Genomic DNA, 23,064 nt, shown 5'->3' on the forward strand with positions numbered 1-23,064 from the left:
GAGATATAATGCTATTTTTATTTTTTGACACCATGAAAAGACTGCTTTATACTTTTTACGCTAATCGTTATTTTTTTCTATTCATTTTACTGTTTGCATATTTTCAATCTATTTATACCCGTATCATAGTAAGAGGTAATGTTGATGCCTATATTTTTACGCCAGATGCAGCAATCGCTACGCTCATTTCAGTAAGTATCCTTTACCTTATTATGCTCTTTTTCATCAGAAAAATGATTAACCCTGATGTATTTGGAGTACAGGAAATGATAAAAATTTTTAGTGACTCGCTCGTTATTTTTGTAATAGCTACATATTTAATTGGCTTTGTGATAGCCTTTTCTTTTAATACTATAGAACGAAACTTTAATCAACAAACGCTTATATTATCTACGCTTTCCAATTTTTTAGACGGTATAATCTACGGTAGCTTTTTTCTGGCATATTACTACTTTCAACAAAATACTAAAAAACAGAAGCAATTAATTAGTTACAATCAGGCGATTTCAGAAAGTAAAATCAACCAACTTAAAACACAACTTAACCCTCATTTTCTATTTAATAATCTCAATGTTTTAGATCAGCTTATCGATGAAGATAAAAATAAAGCGTCTGAGTTTTTAAATGAATTTGCAGATATTTACAGATATGTACTACAGGCTTCAGACAAAAAATTTGTGACCATTGAAGATGAGTTGATTTTTGCTGAACACTATTTTAAATTGATAGCACATAAATACGGCAACGCTTATCAGCTAGCCCTTACAAATAAAAACAATCACGGTTATATCATACCACTCGCCTTACAATTGCTACTTGAAAATGCAGTTCAACATAATTTAGGAACGGCTAAAAACCCTGTTTCTATACAAATACATATAGATAATACAATTAGAGTCACTAACAACTATATTCCTAAAAAGAATGCAAAAACAACTTCAGGAAGAGGGTTAAATAACCTAAGAGAGCAATACAAATTGCTAACCAAAACTCCTATTGAAATTCAAAACCACGACAGCACATTTTCTGTAAGCATTCCTATAATTCATAAATTAGAACAGTGATAAAAATACTCATCATTGAAGACGAAATTCCTGCTAGAAAAAAACTAAAAAGATTTTTAGACACATTAGACACTAAAATCGAAATAGTAGCAGAGATTGACACTGTAGAAACTGCAATCGAATTTCTAAATACCTCAAGTGTAGATTTAATATTCTCAGATATTGAATTGTTAGACGGTAATGCTTTTGAAATCTATAATCGGGTTAAAATTGCGTGCCCAATTATTTTTACTACAGCTTATGATCAATTTTTAATGAATGCTTTTGAAAGCAATGGAATAGCCTATTTATTAAAACCATTTTCAAAAGAACGTTTTGAACTAGCCTGGAATAAATTTCTGTTATTCAGAAATTCAACCTCTTCTGATCAACAACTAAACAATCTCACAAAACTTATTCAACAGAACTTCGCTAAAGGCTCTTATAAAAAACGTTTTACGATTAATACGCATCAGGGAATTTACTTCATAGACACTGAGAACATTACTTTTTTTGAAGCTAGTGAAAGTGTAATTTTCGCTTTTGACCAAAGTGGTAAAAAGCATTTAGTGAACAATCTAAGTCTGAAAGAAATAGAAGAACAACTCAATCCTGAATATTTCTTTAAGATAAACCGCAGTATGCTCATCAATAAGCAACATGTGGAGAAAATAGAGCGATACTCTAAAAATGTATTATCTGTAAAAATAAAAGCTTGTAAAAACTATCTTAAAACTAGTCAAAGTAAAACAGCCTCTTTTCGAGAATGGATTGAACAGTAATGTGTTTACATACAGTGCCTGTAATAAAATTTGAAAAGAATGTTAACAAGAAAAGTTATTGATCAATTTTTGAATTTTCCGTAGAATTAACTTACATAACTGAGATTTAAAATTATTTGTAACCTATTTGAGCATACGTACAAAACTGGAAATAAAAAAACCCGATGCTATTAGCATCGGGTTTTTAAGTATTAATAACCAGATAAAACTCTGGAGTTATTCACTATTAAGGTTGTGTATTACTTAACCTCTTCAAAGTCTACATCTTCTACATCACTTGCAGAACCTTCAGTGCTTTCGCCTGCTGGCTGACCTGCGTCAGGACCCGGCTGTGCACCACCTTCTGCCTGAGCTTTGTAAATCTCTTCAGAAGCAGATTTCCAGATCTCATTTAAATTATCTAATGCAGGAGTAACTTGCTCTAATTCACCAGTAGCGTGAGCTTTTTTCAACTCTTCTAAAGCACCTTCAATTTTAGTTTTGTTATCTGCAGATAATTTATCACCAGAATCTTTCAACAATTTCTCAGTTTGGAAAACCATCTGGTCTGCCTCATTCAATTTGTCAACTTTTTCTTTTGCTTTCTTATCAGACTCTGCATTTGCTTCAGCATCTGCTTTCATCTTTTTAATTTCCTCTTCAGTAAGACCAGAAGAAGCTTCGATACGAATATCTTGTTTCTTACCAGTTGCTTTATCTTCAGCACTTACTTTAATGATACCGTTAGCATCAATATCGAAAATAACTTCAATTTGAGGAGTTCCTCTCTGCGCTGGTGGAATACCATCTAAGTGAAAACGACCAATTGTCTTGTTATCAGTTGCCATTGGGCGCTCTCCCTGTAGAACGTGAATCTCAACACTTGGTTGATTATCTGCTGCAGTAGAGAATACCTGGGATTTCTTAGTAGGGATAGTTGTGTTAGACTCAATTAATTTAGTCATTACACCACCCATAGTCTCAATACCTAATGAAAGTGGAGTTACATCTAATAAAAGTACATCTTTAACATCTCCTGTTAGTACACCACCTTGTATAGCAGCACCTACAGCAACAACCTCATCAGGATTTACACCTTTACTTGGTTTCTTTCCGAAGAACTTTTCAACAGCTTCCTGTACAGCAGGAATACGAGTTGAACCACCTACTAAAATGATCTCGTCGATGTCACTCTTAGAAAGACCAGCAGCTTTAAGTGCAGTCTCGCAAGGAGCTATAGTTCTTTTTACTAGATCGTCTATTAACTGCTCAAACTTAGAACGGGTTAATGTACGTACTAAATGCTTAGGTCCGCTAGCGGTAGCTGTAACGTAAGGTAAGTTGATTTCAGTCTGATTTGAAGAAGATAATTCAATCTTAGCTTTCTCAGCAGCTTCTTTTAAACGTTGAAGCGCCATAGGATCTTTACGAAGGTCCATGTCTTCTTCAGACTTAAATTCTTCAGCTAACCAGTTAATGATTTTGCTATCTACGTCATCACCACCTAAGTGTGTATCACCATCTGTAGAAAGTACTTCAAATACACCATCTCCTAATTCTAATATAGAAACGTCATGCGTACCACCACCAAAATCAAATACTACGATCTTTTGATCTGTACTCTTTTTATCAAGACCGTAAGCTAATGCAGCCGCTGTAGGCTCATTAATAATACGCTCTACTTTAAGACCTGCGATTTCACCAGCTTCTTTAGTTGCCTGACGCTGAGAATCATTAAAATAAGCAGGTACTGTAATTACAGCTCCTGTTACCTCTTGCCCTAAATAATCTTCAGCAGTTTTCTTCATTTTTTGAAGAATCATTGCAGATAATTCTTGTGGAGTATAAAGACGACCGTCAATATCTACACGTGGAGTATCGTTATCACCTTTTTTTACACCGTAAGCAACATTTTCTAATTCTCTGTTAGACTCAGAAAACTTGTTACCCATAAAACGCTTAATAGAAGATATCGTTTTGGTTGGGTTTGTTACAGCTTGTCTTTTTGCAGGATCACCTACTTTAATTTCACCGCCTTCAACAAATGCTATCACAGAAGGAGTTGTTCTTTTACCTTCTGCATTAGGTATAACAACAGGCTCGTTACCTTCCATCACGGCAACACAGGAGTTTGTTGTACCTAAATCAATTCCTATGATCTTACTCATTATATATAATTTTAAGTGTTATTAATTTTTTGTTCGGTCTGTTTAAGACAATCTTTGTGCCACCAGAACAACACTGCCAACCTGTCATATATTTTAAGAGCAAGAACGTAACTTTGCCAAAGCAAGCGTTATTGTCTGTCTATACGCTGCAATTTGTCGCAAAAATAACGACAGTATTTACACTACTATCCCTGTAGCAAAAAACCTGCTACCTTTAAAAAATGTAACTTTAATTAAAAATTGAAGTTTTATACACGCATTGATCCCAAGACCCAACTCTTTATAAAATCGGCTTCACTCCTATTTACCTTGTATTTGCTTTGGGCCCTTCTAAAATCTCTACTGATACAGCAGTTTCCTCAGATTGGGGTATCAGAATATACCCAGAGTAATCTCTTTGAGATGCTTGCAAATAATCCTTTTAAGGCATTTGTTATGGTACTCGTAATTGCTCCCGTTCTAGAAGAAATTATGTTTAGAACTCTTCTAAAACCATCTCACATAGACTTTGTACTCTTCATAGTGGCCTGGCCAACTTATTATATAGCTTATTACGTGATTCCCCCAGACGTAAATTGGTTTATGCGGCTCGTATTTATTGCTGTGTTTTTAGGTAGTTTTACCTATATAGGTATTCAATTGCTTACACCACTCAAAGGAAGACATTTGAGGGCATGGCTATCTCGACACCATATAAAAGTCTGGTTGATTACTTCTAGTGTCTTTGCACTCTTACATATTAATAATTATGTAGATACTTTTATGATTAACCTACCTTTACTAATGCTGGTAATTCCCAGATTTTTAGCAGGGCTTTTCTTCGGATATATAAAGATTAAAAACAAACATTTAAGTTGGTCTATAGGGATGCATATGCTTAATAATGCTATACCTATAAGCATTTTACTAATTACCCGTTAATTAAGAATTTGTTTATAAGACTACTACACACATTCTAAACCGGCTTCAAGATCTGTAATAAGATCTTCGTGGTTTTCTACCCCTACAGATAATCGTATTAAACTTGAAGTAATACCCATGCGTTTTTTTAATTCAGGATTTACTCCTGCGTGCGTCATGGTATCAGGATGCTGTACCAGACTTTCTGTACTTCCTAAACTAACAGCCAATTTAATTAAGTTGAGTTTGTTAAGTAATCTAAACGCTTCTGCTTCTGCTCCCTTTATATCAAAAGCAATCATTGCTCCGGGTGACGTATATTGACGTTTATAAATACTATAAGCTTCGGTTGACTCTTTTAAAGTACCCAGATAATATACTTGAGACACTTTAGGATGCTTCTCTAAAAATAACGCGATTTCCTGAGCGCTTCTCGCTTGCTGTTCCATACGTACTTTAAGCGTTTCAAGACTTCGTAACAGTAACCAGCACGTATGCGGACTCGCCATATTTCCTAAAAAAGTTCGCAAGACCTTTACACGTTGCATAATCTCATTTGAGCCTAATACTGCTCCTGCTATAAGATCACTATGTCCGCCTATATATTTAGTAGCTGAATAAATTACCAGATCTGCACCATGTTTTAATGGGCTGCACCAAATAGGTCCCATATAGGTATTATCTACAGCCAGATAAACTGCTTTTTCTGCCGTGCTATAGCGCGTTGCTAAGGCTTTGCACATCGCAATATCTATCAACTCATTAGTTGGGTTTGCAGGGGTTTCTATATAAATTAATGCCAGATTTTTTGCGAGACCACTTGCTTCAAGCAATTGAATAATTTCTTCCTGAGTTTGGTCTGGTCTAAAACCTAATGCATGTACACCCACACTCTGCAGATAGTGGGTAATAAAATGATCTGTGCCTCCATACGTAGGCATACTATACAACAATAAATCCCCGGGTTTTAAAAACTCGAGAAGTACCGTACTTATGGCAGACATACCGCTTTCAAAAACGGCACATTGATCTGCCTCATCCCATAAGCAAAGACGCTCTTCAAATATTTGAAGATTGGGATTATTTATACGGCTGTAAATAAGTCCTGTTTCTTCGTCTTGATCTTGTGCTCGCAAACCATAAGCCACCTCAAAAAAGGCTTTTCCGGCTTCTGCGGAATCAAATGCAAATGTTGAAGTTTGAAAAACCGGAGGTTTAATTGCTCCTTCAGATAATTCGGGCTTATAGCCGTGTGACATCATTAAACTTTCAGGATGCATTTTAGATTTCATAGCTGCGTTTTTAGGTCTCAATTACTACAAATGTAATTTTTTAAGGAAACCATTTTATCATGCGTCTATTTTTACCTAAATATTCCTTTAATAGTTTTAAATACAGGAATAATTTATATTTTTCAATAAATATTCATATTTAAAACGGAAAACTTCCTATGTACACCTTAGATAAAACAGATAAGCAGTTACTCGAAATCTTACAACATAATAGTAAAACGCAGGTTAAAGAAATTACCGAAACGGTAAACCTCACTAAAACGCCTATTTACGATCGTATAAAGCGTTATGAGCAGGAAGGTATTATCAAAAAATATGTTGCAGTTCTCGACACTCATAAAATTGAAACGGCAATGGTAGTTTTTTGCTCGGTCTCTCTAGACAGTCAACAAATAGATGGTATTAATGCGTTTAGCAAAGCACTTGCAGATATCCCTGAGGTTATTGAATGTTATTTACTGGGTGGTGCAAATGATTTTTTACTCAAAGTTGTTGTTAAAGACCTTCAGGCCTATCACGAGTTTTCTTCAGGCAAGTTGGCCGCCCTGCCCAATGTGTCTCAAATAAAAAGCAGCTTTGTTTTAAATGAAATCAAACGCTCAACTGTAATTCCTCTGTTTTAAGGGAAACTCTAGCTAATAAATTCAATCTAGACTTCTACGTTTTGTCTAAGTCCAGGTTGAATCAATCGTTAACAACTCACTCCACTGCGTGGTATATCGTGGACTTCGGTCTTTTTTAATCAATTCCCATTGTTTCTGCCGGTTACCTACCAGACCCGAATTTACAGTTGATTTACCATACTTCTCATTCAGCTTATCTACCGTACGCATTAATGCTGAGCGGCCTTCTGGGTTTGCAGCCTCAAACAGATTCATTTGTACAAATTCCTGCGGAATGAGTCCGCTTAAATTCACACCTACTTTTTTATAACGGTAACCCGGTTTATAAATAGTTTTTAAGGCCTTTGTAGCTTCACGGGTTAAAATAAACGTATCATTAGTAGCTGTAGAGAGTGTCACGGTAACACTATTAGAATATTGTGCATCACGATCGCTATGATAATTAGTTTGCAAAAACACCTGAATAAATTGAGCACAAGAGTTTTGTTTACGTAGTACCTCACTCACTTCACTAATATAAAAAGCACAAGCTTCTTCAATCAATCCCAAATCAGTAAGTTTTGATCCAAACGACTTTGCAGTACCTATTGCTTTTTTAGCTTTTGGCAACATCTCAAGACTCAAACACGATTCACCGCGCAGCTCACGCCAAATGCGCTCGCCCACTACAGTCATATGTTTACGCACCCAATCTAAAGATACTTCATAAGCAAATTGATACGCGGTAAAAACACCTCTGTTATTTAGACGCTGGCAATGCTTCTTTCCTATTCCCCAAACGTCTTTAATGACCGCATCTTTAAGTGCTTGTATACAGCGCTCTTCGGTATCTAATACACACACGTGGTTGTAACCTGGGATTTTTTTTGACATTCGGTTTGCTAATTTAGCAAGTACTTTTGTAGGCGCGACCCCAACTCCTACGGGTAAACCTGTATTTCTTAATATCGTATTTTTTATAAGATGACCATGAGTATTAAGATCTACAAACTTCATATTAGCGAGATCTATAAAAGACTCATCAATACTATATATTTCTACATTAGGTGAAAATTGCTTTAGCGTGTTCATAACACGTTGAGACATCTCGCCATACAGCGTATAATTAGAAGAAAAGAATTCTACGTGGTGATCTACCAGCAGTTTTTTTATCTTAAAAACCGGCTCAAACATAGGAATCTGGGTTAATGCCTTTGCCTCTTTATTTGCAGCAATAATACAACCGTCATTATTACTTAAAACCACAACCGGTTTTCCCCATAAATCGGGTCTGAATACTTGCTCACACGAAGCATAAAAACTATTACAATCTACCAGAGCAATCATTACAACGCATGAATTATATAGGTTATAACTCCCCACAGCATAACCTCGCTATCTTTTTCAGTTAATTTAGTGATACGCTCTACTTTAAAATCACCGTCACGCACTACTACAGCAAGTTTGCCCACAGTCGCATGGAGCGAACGGTCAATAATCAATACGTCCTGATCACGTATCGTGTGTTCACTCCAGCCATTACCTTTTACGCGAATAAAAAATGTAGCATCTCTGTTTTTAGTAAGAATTAAATTAAGATCGAGCGTGCTTTCAAGATAATGCGTCGCCGGACTCGGAAATCCGGTTTGTTCAGAACTTCCCGCTTTATGGGTCTGCTCTGGTCTTTTTATTTTATGTAACTCATCTAATTCCATAGATGACAAAACTATGGAATATTTCCAATAAATCGGATTTTATCCTGTTAAATTAGAAGGAGAATAGAAATTTTGAAGCTGTTTTAAAAATTATATATTTAGCCCAAAATCGAGTTATGCGTAAAATTGAGAGTATCAGTGTTTTTGACATGCTAAAAGTAGGCGTTGGTCCGTCAAGCTCACATACTTTAGGTCCCTGGCGTGCTGCCGTGCGATGGATTCAAAAATTGAAAGCCAACAATAGATTTGATAGCGTAACCCAAATTACGGTAGAATTATACGGCTCCTTAACGCTTACCGGAAAAGGCCACGCTACCGATATTGCGGTTCTCTTAGGGCTCGAAGGTTTAGACCCTACAACATTTCCTATTGCTGAAATCACAACAGTAATAAATCGTATTACCACTCAAGAACAGCTGCACTTCAACAGGGAACGCACAATAGGTTTTACACCAAAAAAAGACATAATATTCAATAGAAAATTTAAAGAATTTCATCCTAACGGAATAACCTTTAGAGCTCAATTAACCTCGGGCAAAAAGACTTCAGATACTTATTATTCTATAGGTGGTGGTTTTGTGGTTCAGGAAGAGCGTAAACGATCAAAAATTAAACAACAACAATTAAAGGCATTTCCCTTTCCTGTTGAATCAGGCTTAGAACTTCTCGCCTATTGCAGTGCTGAAAATAAAAAAATATCAGAAATCGTCTGGGAAAACGAGAAATCACTAGCGACTGAAGAAACTATCAATCACGGGCTGCATCAAATTTGGGAAGTAATGCTCGACTCCATGTATACAGGATGTCATACCGAAGGTATTTTACCGGGAGGCCTCAATGTACGCCGAAGAGCTTTTGACACGCATAAGACACTCATAGGTGAAAGCAAATACAGTAATGCACACGAGTGGATTGAGTGCATACGCGGCACAGAAGTAAAATTTAGACAAATCCTAAAATGGGTATCCTGTTTTGCTCTGGCGGTAAATGAAGTGAATGCATCGTTAGGTCGCGTGGTTACCGCACCTACTAACGGGAGTGCAGGCGTTATCCCTGCGGTGATGATGTATTATTTAGTGATTGAAAATCACGATGCCAATTTTGATGACATTAAACAATTTATGCTGGTCGCTGCCGAAATAGGAAGCTTGTTTAAAAAAGGCGCAACCATATCTGCTGCAATGGGTGGTTGCCAGGCAGAAATAGGCGTATCTAGTGCAATGGCTGCGGGTGCCCTTACCGAACTTATGGGTGGTTCTCCTGAACAGGTATTAATGGCAAGTGAGATCGCGATGGAGCATCACCTGGGCTTAACTTGTGACCCTATTGGGGGATTAGTACAAATACCGTGTATAGAACGCAATGCAATGGGCGCAATTAAAGCAATTAACGCGTGTGAGATGGCTCTTGACACCGACGCTAAGAATGCAAAAGTTCCGCTAGATAAGGTTATTGAAACGATGTGGCAAACAGCTAAAGATATGAATTCAAAGTATAAAGAGACCAGTGAAGGTGGTCTTGCTGTAAATGTTGCTTTAAGCGACTGCTAACGCAGTTCTAATCGCTTTAATAACTGCCGTATTTCTTTAGACGCAGCGTAATCTGCTACAGATTTATTGGCAACCGTTTCAGCTTCGGGTAAAGCACCATTGCGTATTAATTTTGTTATTATAATTTCATTGTCAACCCCTCCCTTCACGGCCCAGTGTAATGGGGTTTCGCCCAGATTATTTTTAGCATTTACATTTACTCCCGCTTTAAAGAGTTCATCCAATAAGACCTCATCATCTTCTTCATAAGTTGCTGCTATTAAATGTAATACCGTATTACCTTCAGCATCAGTTACGGTAACAGATAAGTCCTGACCAATAAGTATAGGTATCGCAGCGTTAAAATGAGTATTTGCTGCTTTCAATAAGTCCTCAGCGTGAGCTAAGGCACCTCTTCGCAATGCAAGAATTAACGCTGTTTCATTCTTATATTGAAAAGCAGCTTCAAATGCCAAATCAGGTTTATCAAGTTGACCTATCAAATAATCTACAGCTACATTTTTTTCACTTTTAATAGCATTTATGAGAAAACGTTCTTCTAAAATATCAGGATTTGATTGTTCTAAGAGCTGTAATACAATAGGTTGGTTTTCCAAAGCAATTGAAAGATCTAAGGCTTCTTGAGTAACCTGGACCCCTTGCCTAATTGCCATTGTAACAAGCTCCGGATTTTGAAGTTTAATTAAATCAAGCACCACCAGGTTTACATCTATTTGCCCGGTCTCTAGCAATCGTCTTACCAAATCCTCATTACCCAGCGCGACTGCTTTCTGAATAAGACTGGCATCTTGAGCGATAGCTCCAGCTTCAATCAAATATTGAGTCAGCGCAGTATTGCCAACACTAACGGCTTCTACGAGTGCAGTCTGGGGTTTTCCTCCCATAGAAATCAATAATGCTAGTAGTTCTTGATTATCATTTTTAACAGCTTGTATCATCTGAGAATCAGCATCAAGCACTACGCCTTTTTTACTGAAGGTATAGCGTGCAAATTCAAGTTCATTTAAAGCTACCGCAGTATTCAAACCCGTTTGAGGGTCTCCTTCATACGTGTCTAATACGTCTTTAAATAACTCAAAATCCTTCTGCCGCACAGCATATTCAAAAACGGAATTGGCATTTGCTCCTTTTGATAAACTCAACCGCACCGCATTTGTATTTTTTGATTTTAAGGCTTGTGAAAGAGCAAATTCTGCAGATCCTCCAGAATCTAAAGCTTTGTTTAGAATATCAAGATTATTGTTTGCAATAGCCGTACTTAAAACCTCATCGGTTATTTCAACGGCTCCCTGAGTAATAAAATAATCAAATAATTGCGTATTATCAGAAGTAGCTACAACCTCAATGACCCTAGCCGAATTTTTTGATACTGCTTTTACCAGGTCAAGCACTTCCTGATTTTTGGTATCTATAGCAAGCTTTAATATTTCAGGATTTGACACCGCACCATAACCTATAAATTTTTCGGTTAACTCTTTATCTGCATTGGCTACTGCTAGTGCCAGCATATTTTCTTCGGCTACAAAACCGTTATAATCTAAGGACATCAAAGCCTTAATAACCTTATAATTCTGCAGTTTAGCAGCAAAGGCAACATCATTATTAACCGAGGTTGCTCCTTCTCTCAACAATGCATAAACGACTTCGGGCTCCTGATAGGCTACCGCTTTGTAAATCATATTATTTTTAGGTTTAGCACCCCGTTCTAAAAGGGCAATTGCTTTTGCTTTGGTGAAATAATCTGGATCAAAAGCCAGGTCCAGATCCTCTGTGGTAGGTTTTACTCCAAAATCAAATACCTGATTCAATAAATAGGCATCATCAAAATTCTGAATTAATGCTTTGACCACGCCATTTGTGCGCCGTGAAGCTCCTTCAAAATAGAGCTGCTCCAGATCCTGCATTGAACCACTTGCCGCGGCAGCTACAACTTCAGAATCTAATGAGTAGTCATAGCCAGTACTAAAAGACTGTAAAGCTTTTTTAGTTTTTACCAGTTCAAGGCTATACGCCACTTTAAATACATCATTATCTATGGTTGTGATGGTAACCTCTTTGTACACCGGTTTAACAAGTGCCTCCTTAAAATAAGTATGCGCGTCTGTTGTTCCTGAAACAAATAAGGTAGTTCGCTTCTCCCCTTTTACCAGTTTTTGAGTGTCATCCCAAACGCTAACATATGCATTTTTTAGTTCTTCAGGTGAAATGATAAAATCAAGCATTTTATTCACATTAATCTCTTCATCTGTAAGTAATGTGTTTAAATCTAAACCGTTGTAATCTATGAGTGCGGTGGTTTTCATAGGTTCGCCGTGCTCATTAAAACTGCCAAAAAACAAATCACCTATATAGCTTTTTGTGTCTTGCTCTTCTGTGCCTACACTCTGCTTAATTAGCTTACCTATCTTTTGCGTAAACTGTAATGAATATTTTTTAAAAAATTCTGAAGAGCGTTCTTTTGCCTGCCAGGAAACCGATTTTTTAATGGCGGCATCAATCGCTTCCTGCAGCATAAAACGCTTGTCTTGGAGATTTTCTAATTCTGGAAAATTTTTAGTCGAAAGTAAATTGGTAAGCGCTACCAGATTGGCGTCAATAACTACAGCATTAGCTGTATTAACAGTTTGCTCCCAGCGCTCATCCCACGCTTCTGCAGTCTCGCCCCCAATTGTATAATATTGTGCAGGAGCAAGATGTATATAAGGATCTGTTATTGGCGAATTTTGCTGTTGTTGTGCTATAGATTTTAAAACGGCAGCTCTAAATTCGTTTTCAGAATAGGGAGACTCAATGTAGTCTTGCCTGCGTATCGCATTTTTACTTATAAAAGTACCACCATAAGTAAGATGCTCTGCGTAATGAGTACCAAATTTTGATATAAAACCTTGCGGAGTTAAATCTCTACCCAGTCTAAAAACTGCATCTCTAAAGTTTTCAGAAAGTGTAGTTTCTAATAAACGGCGCTCATAAAGGGGTTTCTGTCGTAAACAAAAAACGACTAAAAATTCGTCTGATTTATCTAAAGCATCATTAGCATTATATACCGAAGAAAATCGTGATGAATAAGCTCTAGCAGAAGTATCTACTTTTAAAATATGCTTCTCAAATTCATAAGCTGAATTAACAAACTCGTAGTTAAGTTGTGATTTCCGGGTAGTTTTAAGCTTTGAAGTTTCCTTTAAATTTTCAGTATTAAAAATTGAATTACTATCACCCGATACAACTGAATTCTTATTAAAATTCAACGGATCTACAAATCGAATGTCTACAGAAAAACCGGGGTTTAAGGCAGATTCCCCAGCTTTTTGCTGTGCAGAGATACGTAAGATACCAAGAAATATGATGAAATAGAAAAACCTGAAATTAATCAAAACCTTAATTTTTTATTTTAGTTAATAAAATTAGATCAAGGGGATGACTACGAAATTAAGGGATTGAAAAGATAGGCAATTACTTGTAATCTAATTTAAAAACTAGTTACAATCTTCTGTTTTTCGGGTATCTACGATATAAAAAATTTTCCACTGCTTTTCTATAAACAAAAGCTGAAAATTATTTACACCACAATGGCTGCGTTTATAATCTACATAAAACTCATAAGGTGTCCATACATTTGCCATAACTCCATCTGAGGTTACTTTATAATCTAAAATGCGCTCCTGAAACACGGTAGTTTCTGGTATGGAGGCTATAGATTTTAAAAAATCATTAAAGTTTGAAGTTGTAAGTGTAGGTACTCCCGTTTTACTTTTAGCAATTGACTGCATTCTTACTCTAGGGTGTACTAGGTTTCTTAAAGCAACGGTATCCTGTTGATGAAAAGCATTAAAAAATGCAATAATGGTTTCTTCTGGTTTAGGCTGATCCTGAGCACACAAGATGCAGCTCACGCAAAAAGAAATAAGAAGAATTAAGGTTTTCATAAGTGTGAGATAAGCATAAGGTAGTTAATGCCTCAGTAATTTACTACTTTTACGCGCACTAAAAACTGTTACGATGTCTGCAATCAAAAAAGAATATAAACGTATAACCGTAAAATCACTTACTGAGATGAAGTCTCAGGGTGAAAAAATTGCAATGCTTACGGCATACGATTACACTATGGCCACTATTGTTGATCGCGCCGGTATAGATGTGATACTCGTAGGAGATTCTGCATCTAATGTGATGGCAGGTCACGAGACCACATTACCTATAACATTAGACCAGATGATCTATCACGCGTCTTCTGTGGTACGTGCAATTAAACGCGCACTGGTTGTTGTAGACTTACCTTTTGGGAGTTATCAAAGTGATCCTAAAGAGGCGTTGCGCTCTGCTATACGTATTATGAAAGAGAGCGGCGGACACGCAGTTAAATTAGAAGGTGGTACCGAAATTAAAGAATCGGTAAAACGTATTCTTCATGCAGGAATTCCTGTAATGGGACACCTAGGATTAACACCACAATCTATTTATAAATTCGGGACCTATACCGTACGAGCTAAAGAAGAAGAAGAAGCTCAAAAGCTGAAAGAAGACGCACTGCTTCTAGAACGATTAGGATGTTTTGCAGTGGTACTGGAGAAAGTACCTAACCAGCTTGCCCGTGAAGTGGCAGAGAGTCTTACGATACCTGTGATAGGAATAGGTGCCGGTAACGGGGTTGATGGTCAGGTTCTGGTTATGCACGATATGCTGGGAATGAGTCAGGAATTTAGTCCGAGGTTTTTAAGACGTTATCTGGACTTACACACGCAAATGACGGGTGCTTTTGAGCAATACATTACCGATGTAAAGTCACTAGACTTTCCTAACGATGATGAGCAATACTAAAAAAATGCGAAAGTAGAAATACAAAACCGCGATAGAGCCTTTACTATTGAATCTAGAATCTACACATAGCACAAAAGACAATCTTCAGGTACTTTTTGAAGACAATCATATCATTGTAGTCAACAAACGTCCCGGTGATATTGTACAGGGAGATAAAACCGGTGATAAACCGTTAAGCGAAGTTGTTAAAAGTTATATTGCTGAAAAGTATAACAAGCCGGGAGCGGTATATCTGGGAGTTGTGCATCGCCTGGACAGGCCTACGAGTGGTATTGTTATATTTTCAAGAACCTCTAAAGCCTTGCCCCGATTAAATAAATTATTTGCCGAAAAAGAGGCTAAAAAAACCTATTGGGCTGTAGTAAAAAATCTACCTCCTAAGTCAGAAGATACCCTGGTACATTACCTCAAACGCAATCCCAAACAAAATAAATCATACAGCAACATAAAAGAAGTTCCCGATAGTAAAAAGGGGATTTTAGACTACCGTATTATTCAGGAATTAAACAACTATTATCTTTTAGAAATAGATTTGCATACCGGGCGGCACCATCAAATACGCTCCCAATTAGCAGCTATAGGCTGCCCTATAAAAGGGGATTTAAAATATGGTTTTGACCGAAGCAATCCTGATGGTAGTATTCACCTGCACTCCAGAAAATTAAGCCTTACACACCCTGTAACTAAAGAAGAACTATCTTTTGTAGCTCCGCCACCCGCTGAAGATGCGATCTGGAAGGCCTGTGTTTAGTTAGCACTTAGAAGAAATTCTAGTTGCCATAAAACTATTGAAAACCTTAGGTACTACTTTTTGTTTCGGGCAGTTCTTAAACTCTCAATGACTACCGCACTTAGAATTAAAAGTCCACCAAAAATAGTTGCTAATTTAGGTACCTCTCCCAGTAGCAACACACCCAGCAAAATACCATACACCGGCTGCACACTACTAATGATACTAGCCGTAGTTATTGAAAAGTAACGGAATGTTAGTAAAAATAAAGTATGCCCTATAGCTGTCGTCAAAAGTGCTAGTGCGAGAATGAAGAACAAATTATCCTGTAACGCTTCCGCAGAAGTTTGAAAACTAAGCGGAATAAGTATAATACCAACGATTACCACCTGATACCACATTAATAAACTTCCGTGGTATTTAGACACTTGTTTTTTCATTAAAATATTACGTAACGCATAAGCTAATGCAGACCCTATACCAAAAGCAACAGCCTGTGTGTATTCATTTTCAAAATCTAAATCGGGTATTAAAAAAGCGATTCCTGCCAAGACGAGAAGGCCCAGGAAGAAATGTATCTTCTGAAAAGGTAAGCGTAGAATTAAGGGCTCAAAAATACTGGTTAAAGCCGGATAGGTAAAAATCGTAAGCATACCTATTGCAACGTTGCTTAGCTGTAAGGCCTTGAAATAAGCAACCCAGTGAATGCCCATTAAAATACCACCTAATAAAACCTGAACGCGATCTTCCTTATAAATTTTAAGGTTTATCTTTTTCCATCTTAAAAACAGAAATAAAAAACCCGCAGCCAATAAGGCGCGCCAACCTATGGTAACTACAGGAGACATTGTCACTGCTCTGCCTAAAACACCACTGGTGCTTACTAAGAGCATTGCTAGATTGAGTTGTAATATGTTTTTTATAAACGTATTGGGTGCTGTTGACAAACTATTAGATTTGGGTATTTGTTATTTGATGTTTGTCACGTATTAAATTAATTTCTTTACAAACATCTTTTTTTCTTTTATAGCAATTCTTAGATTTCTTGTCTTCTGTCTAACTGCTATCGATTTAAAACCTGAGCTTTTTCTTTAATGATTTCAGCTACAGGACGATTTTGAATTCTACTGTCTAACCAACTTAAAATATCAAGGTATAAAAAGGCGCGACGCTCATACGGGTCTTCTTCATAAACCTCGAGACGTTCTCTCAGTTTTTTGAATTCGTTTTTAATTTCGCCGGGAAATACTTCTCCCAGATTTCTTAAAAATTTAATCATTTCTTTCTGTACTTCGTGTAAATCATCCATCTTGATTAAAAACTTAAACGTGCTTTTTAATAAGGTTTCCAGATGATAATCCATACCGGCTTCATAGTGGGCCACCAAATTTAGAATTCGGGCAAAACACATCAAATCTTCTCGCATCTTTAGCGATTTATTATTGATGATGCGTCCCAGATACTCAATACACTTTTTATTTTGGCCGGAGCCAAAATATAAACTTGCAATTTTATAATAGAACACCATAATATGATGCTCATCCATACGCTGGCGCGATTGTTTTAGGTATTTTTCAATCGTATTAATCAAGCCATCGTCTGTTGTAAAATCGCCCACCATAAACTTTAAATTCAGTTTATGAGAATATACATATAAGAATTCTAAAATTTCTAAATTGTCGCTACGCGGAAAATCTTCAGTTTCTAATCTGTTTTCAAGTCCTTCAAGAACTTCTTTAAACTTAGTATGGTGTTTTAGATAAAAAAGAGACTCTAATAAGTAATGGTTTCCTTTTAAATAAAAAACAGGGTTTCTGCTTATCATTGAAGGGTTTTCTTCAAAAAGCTCAACAAAACGGGTTGCATATTTATAACACGAGACAAAATCCTGTATAAGAAAACTATACCACAAAAATGCCTTATACAACCACAGTTTCTCTCTAAAACCTAGCGTGCTCAAATCATAATTAGGCATTGCGTTGTTGAAGTAGGCGGTAATTTCTTGCTTTTCCTCATCACTACGCACATATCCTGTTTTAAGCATAATCCCGTACAGCTGCAATGATAAATTAGACAATTTACTGGTCATCAAATTTTGTTCACTTAAATCTTCTGCTTCTTTTGCAAGCTCTTCTGCACGCGTGCTCATACTGCGTGTGATGTATTGAGTTTCTATTACCTTTTCTAATTCTACAATCTCATATGCTACATTTTTCTCTTCATTGTCTATCGCCATATGTTTGGCTTTCTCCAGAAGTTTTAGCGATTGTTGATATAAGCCTTTTTGATACAAAACGGTTGCAAAGTCTAGCTGTTCGCGTATTTGTACACGTATATTTTGATGCGCAGGACTTAACCGCAGCGAGATAAGAATTTGCTTATACAAATGTGCTTTGAGGTTTGAGAGCTGCTGTTTTTTTACAATGTTATTCTTGAAAATTTCAGTTTCCTCATATGTATTCATCTTATCGAGAAGATTAAATAATTGCAAGTATTTAGAATCTGCATTTCCATCAAGACGGCCTACATAAAGTTTAAATTGTCTCTTTTCAGACTTCGACAATGACTTAATAAGCACATAAAGAGAATCTTTTGAATCATTTGCTGTTGTAATGATTTTACGCATAATTATTTGATTTTCAATAATTTAAATAACCCAAAAATTACTTAAACATCGTAGGGTATTCACCAAAGAGAATATCAAAAGTACCACCATTCTCTATATTCACAATTAAATTGAGAAAAAATCCACTTATGAGTGATAACAAAGTCCAAATTTTTGACACCACCTTGAGAGACGGGGAACAAGTTCCCGGATGCAAATTAGATACCAATCAGAAATTGATTATAGCTGAGCGTCTCGATCTTCTGGGGGTTGATGTTATTGAAGCCGGCTTTCCTATATCGAGTCCCGGAGATTTTATATCTGTTGAGGAAATCTCAAAACTGGTAAAGAACGCCACAGTTTGTGGTCTTACCCGTGCGGTTAAAAAAGATATTGAGGTTGCCGCTCAAGCGCTTAAATATGCTGTAAAACCACGTATACATACGGGTATAGGTACCAGTGATTCACACATTTTACATAAATTTAAATCCACTCGTGAAGAGATATTAAAGCGTGCTTATGAGGCTGTCGCCTATGCTAAAACTTTTGTTGAGGATGTTGAGTTTTATGCAGAAGATGCAGGCCGTACCGATAATGAATATTTAGCTCGTGTTTGTGAAGCTGCCATAAAAGCGGGTGCAACCGTTTTAAATATACCTGACACTACAGGATATTGTCTTCCTGAAGAGTACGGAGCAAAAATTAAATACCTTAAAGAAAATGTAAAAGGTATTGAAAAGGCAATACTTTCCTGTCACTGCCACAACGACCTTGGGCTTGCAACAGCAAACTCTATTGCTGGTGTAATTAATGGTGCACGACAAATAGAATGTACTATTAACGGTATAGGTGAGCGTGCAGGAAACACCTCTCTTGAAGAGGTTGTAATGATCTTGCGTCAACATCCTACTCTAGGTTTAGACACAGGCATTAATTCCCGTTTATTATACGATACCAGTAGAATGGTAAGTGAAAAAATGGGTATGCCGGTGCAACCAAATAAAGCTATTGTAGGATCTAACGCATTTGCTCACAGCAGCGGTATTCACCAGGATGGCGTTATTAAAAACCGGGAGACCTATGAGATTATGGATCCTGAAGAGGTAGGCGTTACCGAAAGTGCTATAGTACTTACCGCGCGCAGTGGTCGTGCTGCTTTAGCTTACCGTTCTAAAAAGGTGGGTTATGAATTAACTAAACTACAGTTAGACGAAGTCTATGATGTCTTTCTTACCTTTGCAGACAAGAAAAAAGAAATTGTAGATGAAGATATTCATGAGATTATGAAAGTTGTGAAAATTGAAATTCCGGCGGAAGTTTAATTCACTATAAATAAATACATTAAATAAGGATTCTGCTTTTAGAATCCTTATTTTTTACAATTTACTCCCATAACAAAATTCAATCCACGCAAATAAGTAATTGCTTGATTAAGAATAAATTATAAATAAATTAAGTTCTTATTGAACTAATTAAAATAACAATGGCAGGAAAAACATTATTTGACAAAGTTTGGGATGCACACGTAGTAGATACGGTGCCTAACGGACCGCAAGTACTTTATATAGACAAACACCTTATTCACGAAGTTACCAGTCCACAGGCATTTTCAGAATTAGAAGAGCGCGGCATACCTGTAGCACGACCAGATCAGATTGTTGCAACAGCAGATCACAATACTCCTACCGTAGATCAACATTTACCGGTGCGAGATTTGTTATCCCGTAACCAGTTGAAACAGCTCACAGACAATTGTGAGAAACACGGGATTACCCTGTATGGTTTAGGGCACGAGTACAATGGTATTGTGCACGTAATGGCTCCAGAACTTGGAATTACCCAACCGGGTATGACAATGGTTTGTGGGGATAGCCATACCTCTACACACGGTGCATTTGGTACAATCGCATTTGGTATAGGAACCAGCCAGGTAGCTCAGGTTTTTGCCAGCCAGTGTTTATTATTAACAAAACCGAAAAGTTTACGGGTCAATGTAACCGGTAAATTAAAACCGAATGTTTTACCTAAAGATGTTATTTTATATGTAATCTCACAATTAGGAACTAACGCAGGTACAGGTTATTTCTGTGAATATGCCGGAAACGTTTTTGAAGAAATGTCTATGGAAGGTCGTATGACCGTTTGCAACATGAGTATTGAAATGGGTGCTCGTGGTGGAATGATCGCTCCAGACCAGACAACTTTTGATTATGTACAAGGTCGCAAGTTTGCACCTCAAAGCGCAGAATGGGATAAAAAATTAGCCTACTGGAAAACTCTTCCTACAGATGCTGATGCTGTTTTTGACAAAGAATATTCTTTTGACGCAGCAGACATTGAGCCTATGGTAACTTATGGCACAAATCCCGGAATGGGAATCAAAGTAACCGGAAACATCCCAGATAAGGATGACGTGAATCTGGAAAAGGCTTTGGCATATATGAACTTCAAAAAGGGAGAAAGTCTAATTGATAAGCCTATTAATTATGTGTTCATAGGAAGTTGTACCAATTCTCGAATAGAAGATTTTCGCATTGCGGCAGATTTTGTAAAAGGCAAGCAAAAAGCACCTAATGTTAACGCCTGGTTAGTTCCCGGCTCACAGCAGGTTGCAAAACAACTGGTTGAAGAAGGTCTTGATAAAATATTTACCGAAGCAGGATTTGCATTGAGACAACCGGGTTGCTCTGCATGTTTAGCGATGAACGATGATAAAATTCCCGAAGGAGAATATTGTGTTTCTACTTCTAACCGAAATTTTGAAGGAAGACAGGGACAAGGTGCTCGTACCATTTTAGCGAGTCCGCTTATGGCAGCGGCCACCGCAGTTGCCGGAAAAATTACAGACATTACCAAACAATTAAATTAAGATGGAAAAGTTTATCAAGCTTACCGATACAGCAGTTCCTTTACCTATAGAGAATATAGATACAGATCAGATTATACCTGCTCGATTTTTAAAGTCTACAGACAAACAAGGTTTTGGAGATAATGTTTTCAGAGATTGGCGTTACGATCACGAAGGCAATAAAAACACTGACTTTGTATTAAATGATCCTACCTACGGCGGTACTATTCTCGTTGCAGGCGACAACTTTGGCTGTGGTTCTAGTAGAGAACATGCTGCCTGGGCAATTGCAGGATATGGTTTTAAAGTAGTTATAAGTAGTTTTTTTGCAGATATCTTTAGAGGTAACGCACTAAATAACGGAATTTTACCCATTCAGGTAACTCCAGCATATTTAAAAGAATTGCTTCAAACTATAAAAGACAAACCAGAAACCCAACTTACCATCAATCTGGAAGATCAGGTTTTAAGTTCGCCTGCAGGAGAATTAGAATTTGACATCGATCCTTATAAAAAAGTGTGTATGATTAATGGGTATGATGATATTGATTTTTTAATTAGTAAAAAAGAAGCGATAGAAGCTTTTGAACGCGAACAGGCGTATTAAGTTTATTAATTCAATAGATAATTGCATTTTAATAAAGATGTAGTCCTTAAAATAAATCAAAAGGAAATTAACCGTAAACCACTGGTTAGTTTAATCTGAATTATCGATTAAATTCAATACTTTTATCAATCAATACACTGACCTACAATAACTAATAGAATAAGGAAGCACAATTTTGCTTCGTTAAATATTTTTAAAAACAATCAAACCTCACTTGTTAATGTTACTCGTGAGGTTTTGAAATAAAATACAAATAATGAAATTTAACATCGCAGTTTTAGCCGGAGACGGTATCGGACCAGAAGTAACAGAACAGGCAATCAAAGCATTAGATGCGATTGCAGATGTATTTGATCACTCCTTTGTTTATAAAAATGCGTTAGTAGGAGCTTGCGCAATAGATGAAACAGGCAACCCTTTACCTGACGAGACCATCACGATTTGTAAAGAAAGTGATGCTGTTCTTTTTGGTGCTATAGGTCATCCTAAATATGACAATGATCCTACAGCTCAAGTACGACCAGAACAAGGCTTATTAAAACTTAGAAAATCGCTTGGTTTGTTTTGTAACATCAGACCTGTAAAAGCATTTGAGCGTTTAATTGAAAATTCTCCGCTTAAAAGAGAAATTATTTCAGGTACAGATATTTCAATATATCGTGAATTAACCGGTGGTATTTACTTTGGTGATAAGCATCTTAGTGATGACGGTCAGGTTGCTACAGATGGTTGTTCATATTCGGTAGAAGAGATTAGTAGGATTACACATCTTGCATTTAAGGAAGCTCAGAACCGCAGAAAAAAATTAACCCTTGTTGATAAAGCTAACGTTTTAGAAACATCTCGGCTTTGGCGTAAAACGGTAACCGAGATTGCAAAAGACTATGCAGATGTTGAGTTAGATTTCTTATTTGTAGATAATGCGGCGATGCAAATGATTTTAAACCCAAGTCAGTTTGATGTAATTCTTACTGAAAATTTATTTGGAGATATCATTTCTGACGAAGCATCAGTAATAGGTGGTTCTATTGGTCTTTTAGCTTCAGCTTCAGTAGGAAGCACTGTAGGTATGTTTGAGCCTATTCACGGTTCTTTTCCGCAGGCCACAGGTAAAAATATTGCTAACCCATTAGCTTCTATTTTATCTGCTGCGATGATGTTGCGCCATTTAGGATTGCATAAAGAAGCGGCAGCTATAGAAAATGCTGTTGAAAAATCATTAGAACTAGGAATCACTACCGGTGACATCAATCCTAAAAAACCATTTACAACCACAAAAGTAGGTGACTTTATCGCAGATTTCTTAACCCACCCTGAAGATACGAACCGTAACTTCAAAAATATTCATATGGGACAGAGTACAATTATCTAAAAGAAATTAGACTAGAGATTTTAGATAAGAGATAGAAAAAGCGACGTAATTTAGGT

Annotated in this window: 19 protein-coding genes; 11 read left to right on the forward strand and 8 right to left on the reverse strand. The window is 36.8% G+C overall.

Annotation, left to right across the window (positions count from 1 at the left end; all coding sequences use genetic code 11):
• Positions 1 to 32: 32 nt before the first annotated feature.
• Both P164_RS07030 and P164_RS07035 read left to right on the forward strand, forming a co-directional pair.
• Positions 33 to 1,064, forward strand: coding sequence for a sensor histidine kinase (locus P164_RS07030; RefSeq protein ID WP_028375730.1), 1,032 nt, complete (start codon positions 33 to 35; stop codon positions 1,062 to 1,064).
• On the forward strand, positions 1,061 to 1,825 hold the full coding sequence (locus P164_RS07035; protein WP_028375731.1) for a LytR/AlgR family response regulator transcription factor: 765 nt from the start codon (positions 1,061 to 1,063) through the stop codon (positions 1,823 to 1,825). The genes P164_RS07030 and P164_RS07035 overlap by 4 nt, the downstream gene beginning before the upstream one ends.
• 239 nt (positions 1,826 to 2,064) lie before the next feature.
• Here P164_RS07035 and dnaK read toward each other — a convergent pair whose 3' ends face one another.
• Positions 2,065 to 3,972: a molecular chaperone DnaK gene (gene dnaK / locus P164_RS07040; RefSeq protein ID WP_028375732.1), complete on the reverse strand. Its 1,908-nt coding sequence runs from the start codon at positions 3,970 to 3,972 to the stop codon at positions 2,065 to 2,067.
• A gap of 240 nt (positions 3,973 to 4,212) precedes the next feature.
• Here dnaK and P164_RS07045 point away from each other — a divergent pair, with 240 nt between their 5' ends.
• Positions 4,213 to 4,893: a CPBP family intramembrane glutamic endopeptidase gene (locus P164_RS07045; RefSeq protein WP_028375733.1), complete on the forward strand. Its 681-nt coding sequence runs from the start codon at positions 4,213 to 4,215 to the stop codon at positions 4,891 to 4,893.
• Positions 4,894 to 4,916: 23 nt separating this feature from the next.
• On the opposite strand, the gene P164_RS07050 is transcribed toward P164_RS07045, so the two are convergent.
• A complete protein-coding gene (locus tag P164_RS07050) occupies positions 4,917 to 6,164 on the reverse strand; it encodes a cystathionine gamma-synthase family protein (protein ID WP_028375734.1) in 1,248 nt (415 codons plus the stop codon).
• A gap of 158 nt (positions 6,165 to 6,322) precedes the next feature.
• On the opposite strand from P164_RS07050, the gene P164_RS07055 reads away from it, so the two are divergent.
• Entirely contained in the window at positions 6,323 to 6,787 is a 465-nt protein-coding gene (locus P164_RS07055; RefSeq protein ID WP_028375735.1) for an Lrp/AsnC family transcriptional regulator, read from the forward strand.
• A 45-nt stretch (positions 6,788 to 6,832) separates the two neighbouring features.
• Here the strand turns inward: P164_RS07055 and P164_RS07060 are convergent, their stop codons facing one another.
• Both P164_RS07060 and P164_RS07065 read right to left on the reverse strand, forming a co-directional pair.
• A complete protein-coding gene (locus P164_RS07060; RefSeq protein ID WP_028375736.1) occupies positions 6,833 to 8,113 on the reverse strand; it encodes a Y-family DNA polymerase in 1,281 nt (426 codons plus the stop codon).
• The gene (locus P164_RS07065) at positions 8,113 to 8,481 is read right to left on the reverse strand and encodes a S24 family peptidase (protein WP_035899395.1); all 369 of its coding nucleotides are present in this window, start codon (positions 8,479 to 8,481) and stop codon (positions 8,113 to 8,115) included. Before P164_RS07065 ends, P164_RS07060 begins: the two co-directional genes overlap by 1 nt.
• A 116-nt stretch (positions 8,482 to 8,597) precedes the next feature.
• Here P164_RS07065 and P164_RS07070 point away from each other — a divergent pair, with 116 nt between their 5' ends.
• On the forward strand, positions 8,598 to 10,031 hold the full coding sequence (locus P164_RS07070) for an L-serine ammonia-lyase (RefSeq protein WP_028375738.1): 1,434 nt from the start codon (positions 8,598 to 8,600) through the stop codon (positions 10,029 to 10,031).
• Here P164_RS07070 and P164_RS07075 read toward each other — a convergent pair.
• Both P164_RS07075 and P164_RS07080 read right to left on the reverse strand, forming a co-directional pair.
• Positions 10,028 to 13,402, reverse strand: a complete 3,375-nt coding sequence (locus P164_RS07075) for an ankyrin repeat domain-containing protein (protein ID WP_028375739.1) — start codon at positions 13,400 to 13,402, stop codon at positions 10,028 to 10,030. The two genes, P164_RS07070 and P164_RS07075, sit on opposite strands and share 4 nt — an antisense overlap.
• Before the next feature lie 102 nt (positions 13,403 to 13,504).
• A complete protein-coding gene (locus P164_RS07080; RefSeq protein ID WP_028375740.1) occupies positions 13,505 to 13,954 on the reverse strand; it encodes a 3-methyl-2-oxobutanoate hydroxymethyltransferase in 450 nt (149 codons plus the stop codon).
• Between the two features lie 73 nt (positions 13,955 to 14,027).
• On the opposite strand from P164_RS07080, the gene panB reads away from it, so the two are divergent.
• Positions 14,028 to 14,846 carry a 3-methyl-2-oxobutanoate hydroxymethyltransferase gene (gene panB / locus P164_RS07085; RefSeq protein ID WP_028375741.1) on the forward strand — a complete coding sequence of 273 codons (819 nt, stop codon included), beginning with the start codon at positions 14,028 to 14,030 and terminating at the stop codon, positions 14,844 to 14,846.
• Positions 14,847 to 14,892: 46 nt separating this feature from the next.
• Positions 14,893 to 15,597 carry an RluA family pseudouridine synthase gene (locus tag P164_RS07090; RefSeq protein WP_028375742.1) on the forward strand — a complete coding sequence of 235 codons (705 nt, stop codon included), beginning with the start codon at positions 14,893 to 14,895 and terminating at the stop codon, positions 15,595 to 15,597.
• A 53-nt stretch (positions 15,598 to 15,650) separates the two neighbouring features.
• Here P164_RS07090 and P164_RS07095 read toward each other — a convergent pair whose 3' ends face one another.
• The gene (locus P164_RS07095; protein WP_028375743.1) at positions 15,651 to 16,523 is read right to left on the reverse strand and encodes a DMT family transporter; all 873 of its coding nucleotides are present in this window, start codon (positions 16,521 to 16,523) and stop codon (positions 15,651 to 15,653) included.
• A gap of 116 nt (positions 16,524 to 16,639) precedes the next feature.
• The gene (locus P164_RS07100) at positions 16,640 to 18,202 is read right to left on the reverse strand and encodes a hypothetical protein (protein ID WP_028375744.1); all 1,563 of its coding nucleotides are present in this window, start codon (positions 18,200 to 18,202) and stop codon (positions 16,640 to 16,642) included.
• Between the two features lie 128 nt (positions 18,203 to 18,330).
• On the opposite strand from P164_RS07100, the gene P164_RS07105 reads away from it, so the two are divergent.
• The 4 genes from P164_RS07105 to leuB all read left to right on the forward strand — a co-directional run bounded on the left by P164_RS07105 (position 18,331) and on the right by leuB (position 23,008).
• The gene (locus P164_RS07105) at positions 18,331 to 19,503 is read left to right on the forward strand and encodes a 2-isopropylmalate synthase (protein ID WP_081817335.1); all 1,173 of its coding nucleotides are present in this window, start codon (positions 18,331 to 18,333) and stop codon (positions 19,501 to 19,503) included.
• 161 nt (positions 19,504 to 19,664) lie between these two features.
• Positions 19,665 to 21,050, forward strand: coding sequence for a 3-isopropylmalate dehydratase large subunit (leuC, locus tag P164_RS07110; protein WP_028375745.1), 1,386 nt, complete (start codon positions 19,665 to 19,667; stop codon positions 21,048 to 21,050).
• A 1-nt stretch (position 21,051) separates the two neighbouring features.
• Complete coding sequence (gene leuD / locus P164_RS07115; RefSeq protein WP_028375746.1) at positions 21,052 to 21,636, forward strand: 3-isopropylmalate dehydratase small subunit; 585 nt, start codon at positions 21,052 to 21,054, stop codon at positions 21,634 to 21,636.
• A gap of 256 nt (positions 21,637 to 21,892) precedes the next feature.
• A complete protein-coding gene (gene leuB, locus P164_RS07120; RefSeq protein ID WP_028375747.1) occupies positions 21,893 to 23,008 on the forward strand; it encodes a 3-isopropylmalate dehydrogenase in 1,116 nt (371 codons plus the stop codon).
• Positions 23,009 to 23,064 lie beyond the last annotated feature (56 nt).

It is taken from the genome of Leeuwenhoekiella sp. MAR_2009_132, from assembly GCF_000687915.1.
Taxonomy (GTDB): Bacteria; Bacteroidota; Bacteroidia; order Flavobacteriales; family Flavobacteriaceae; genus Leeuwenhoekiella.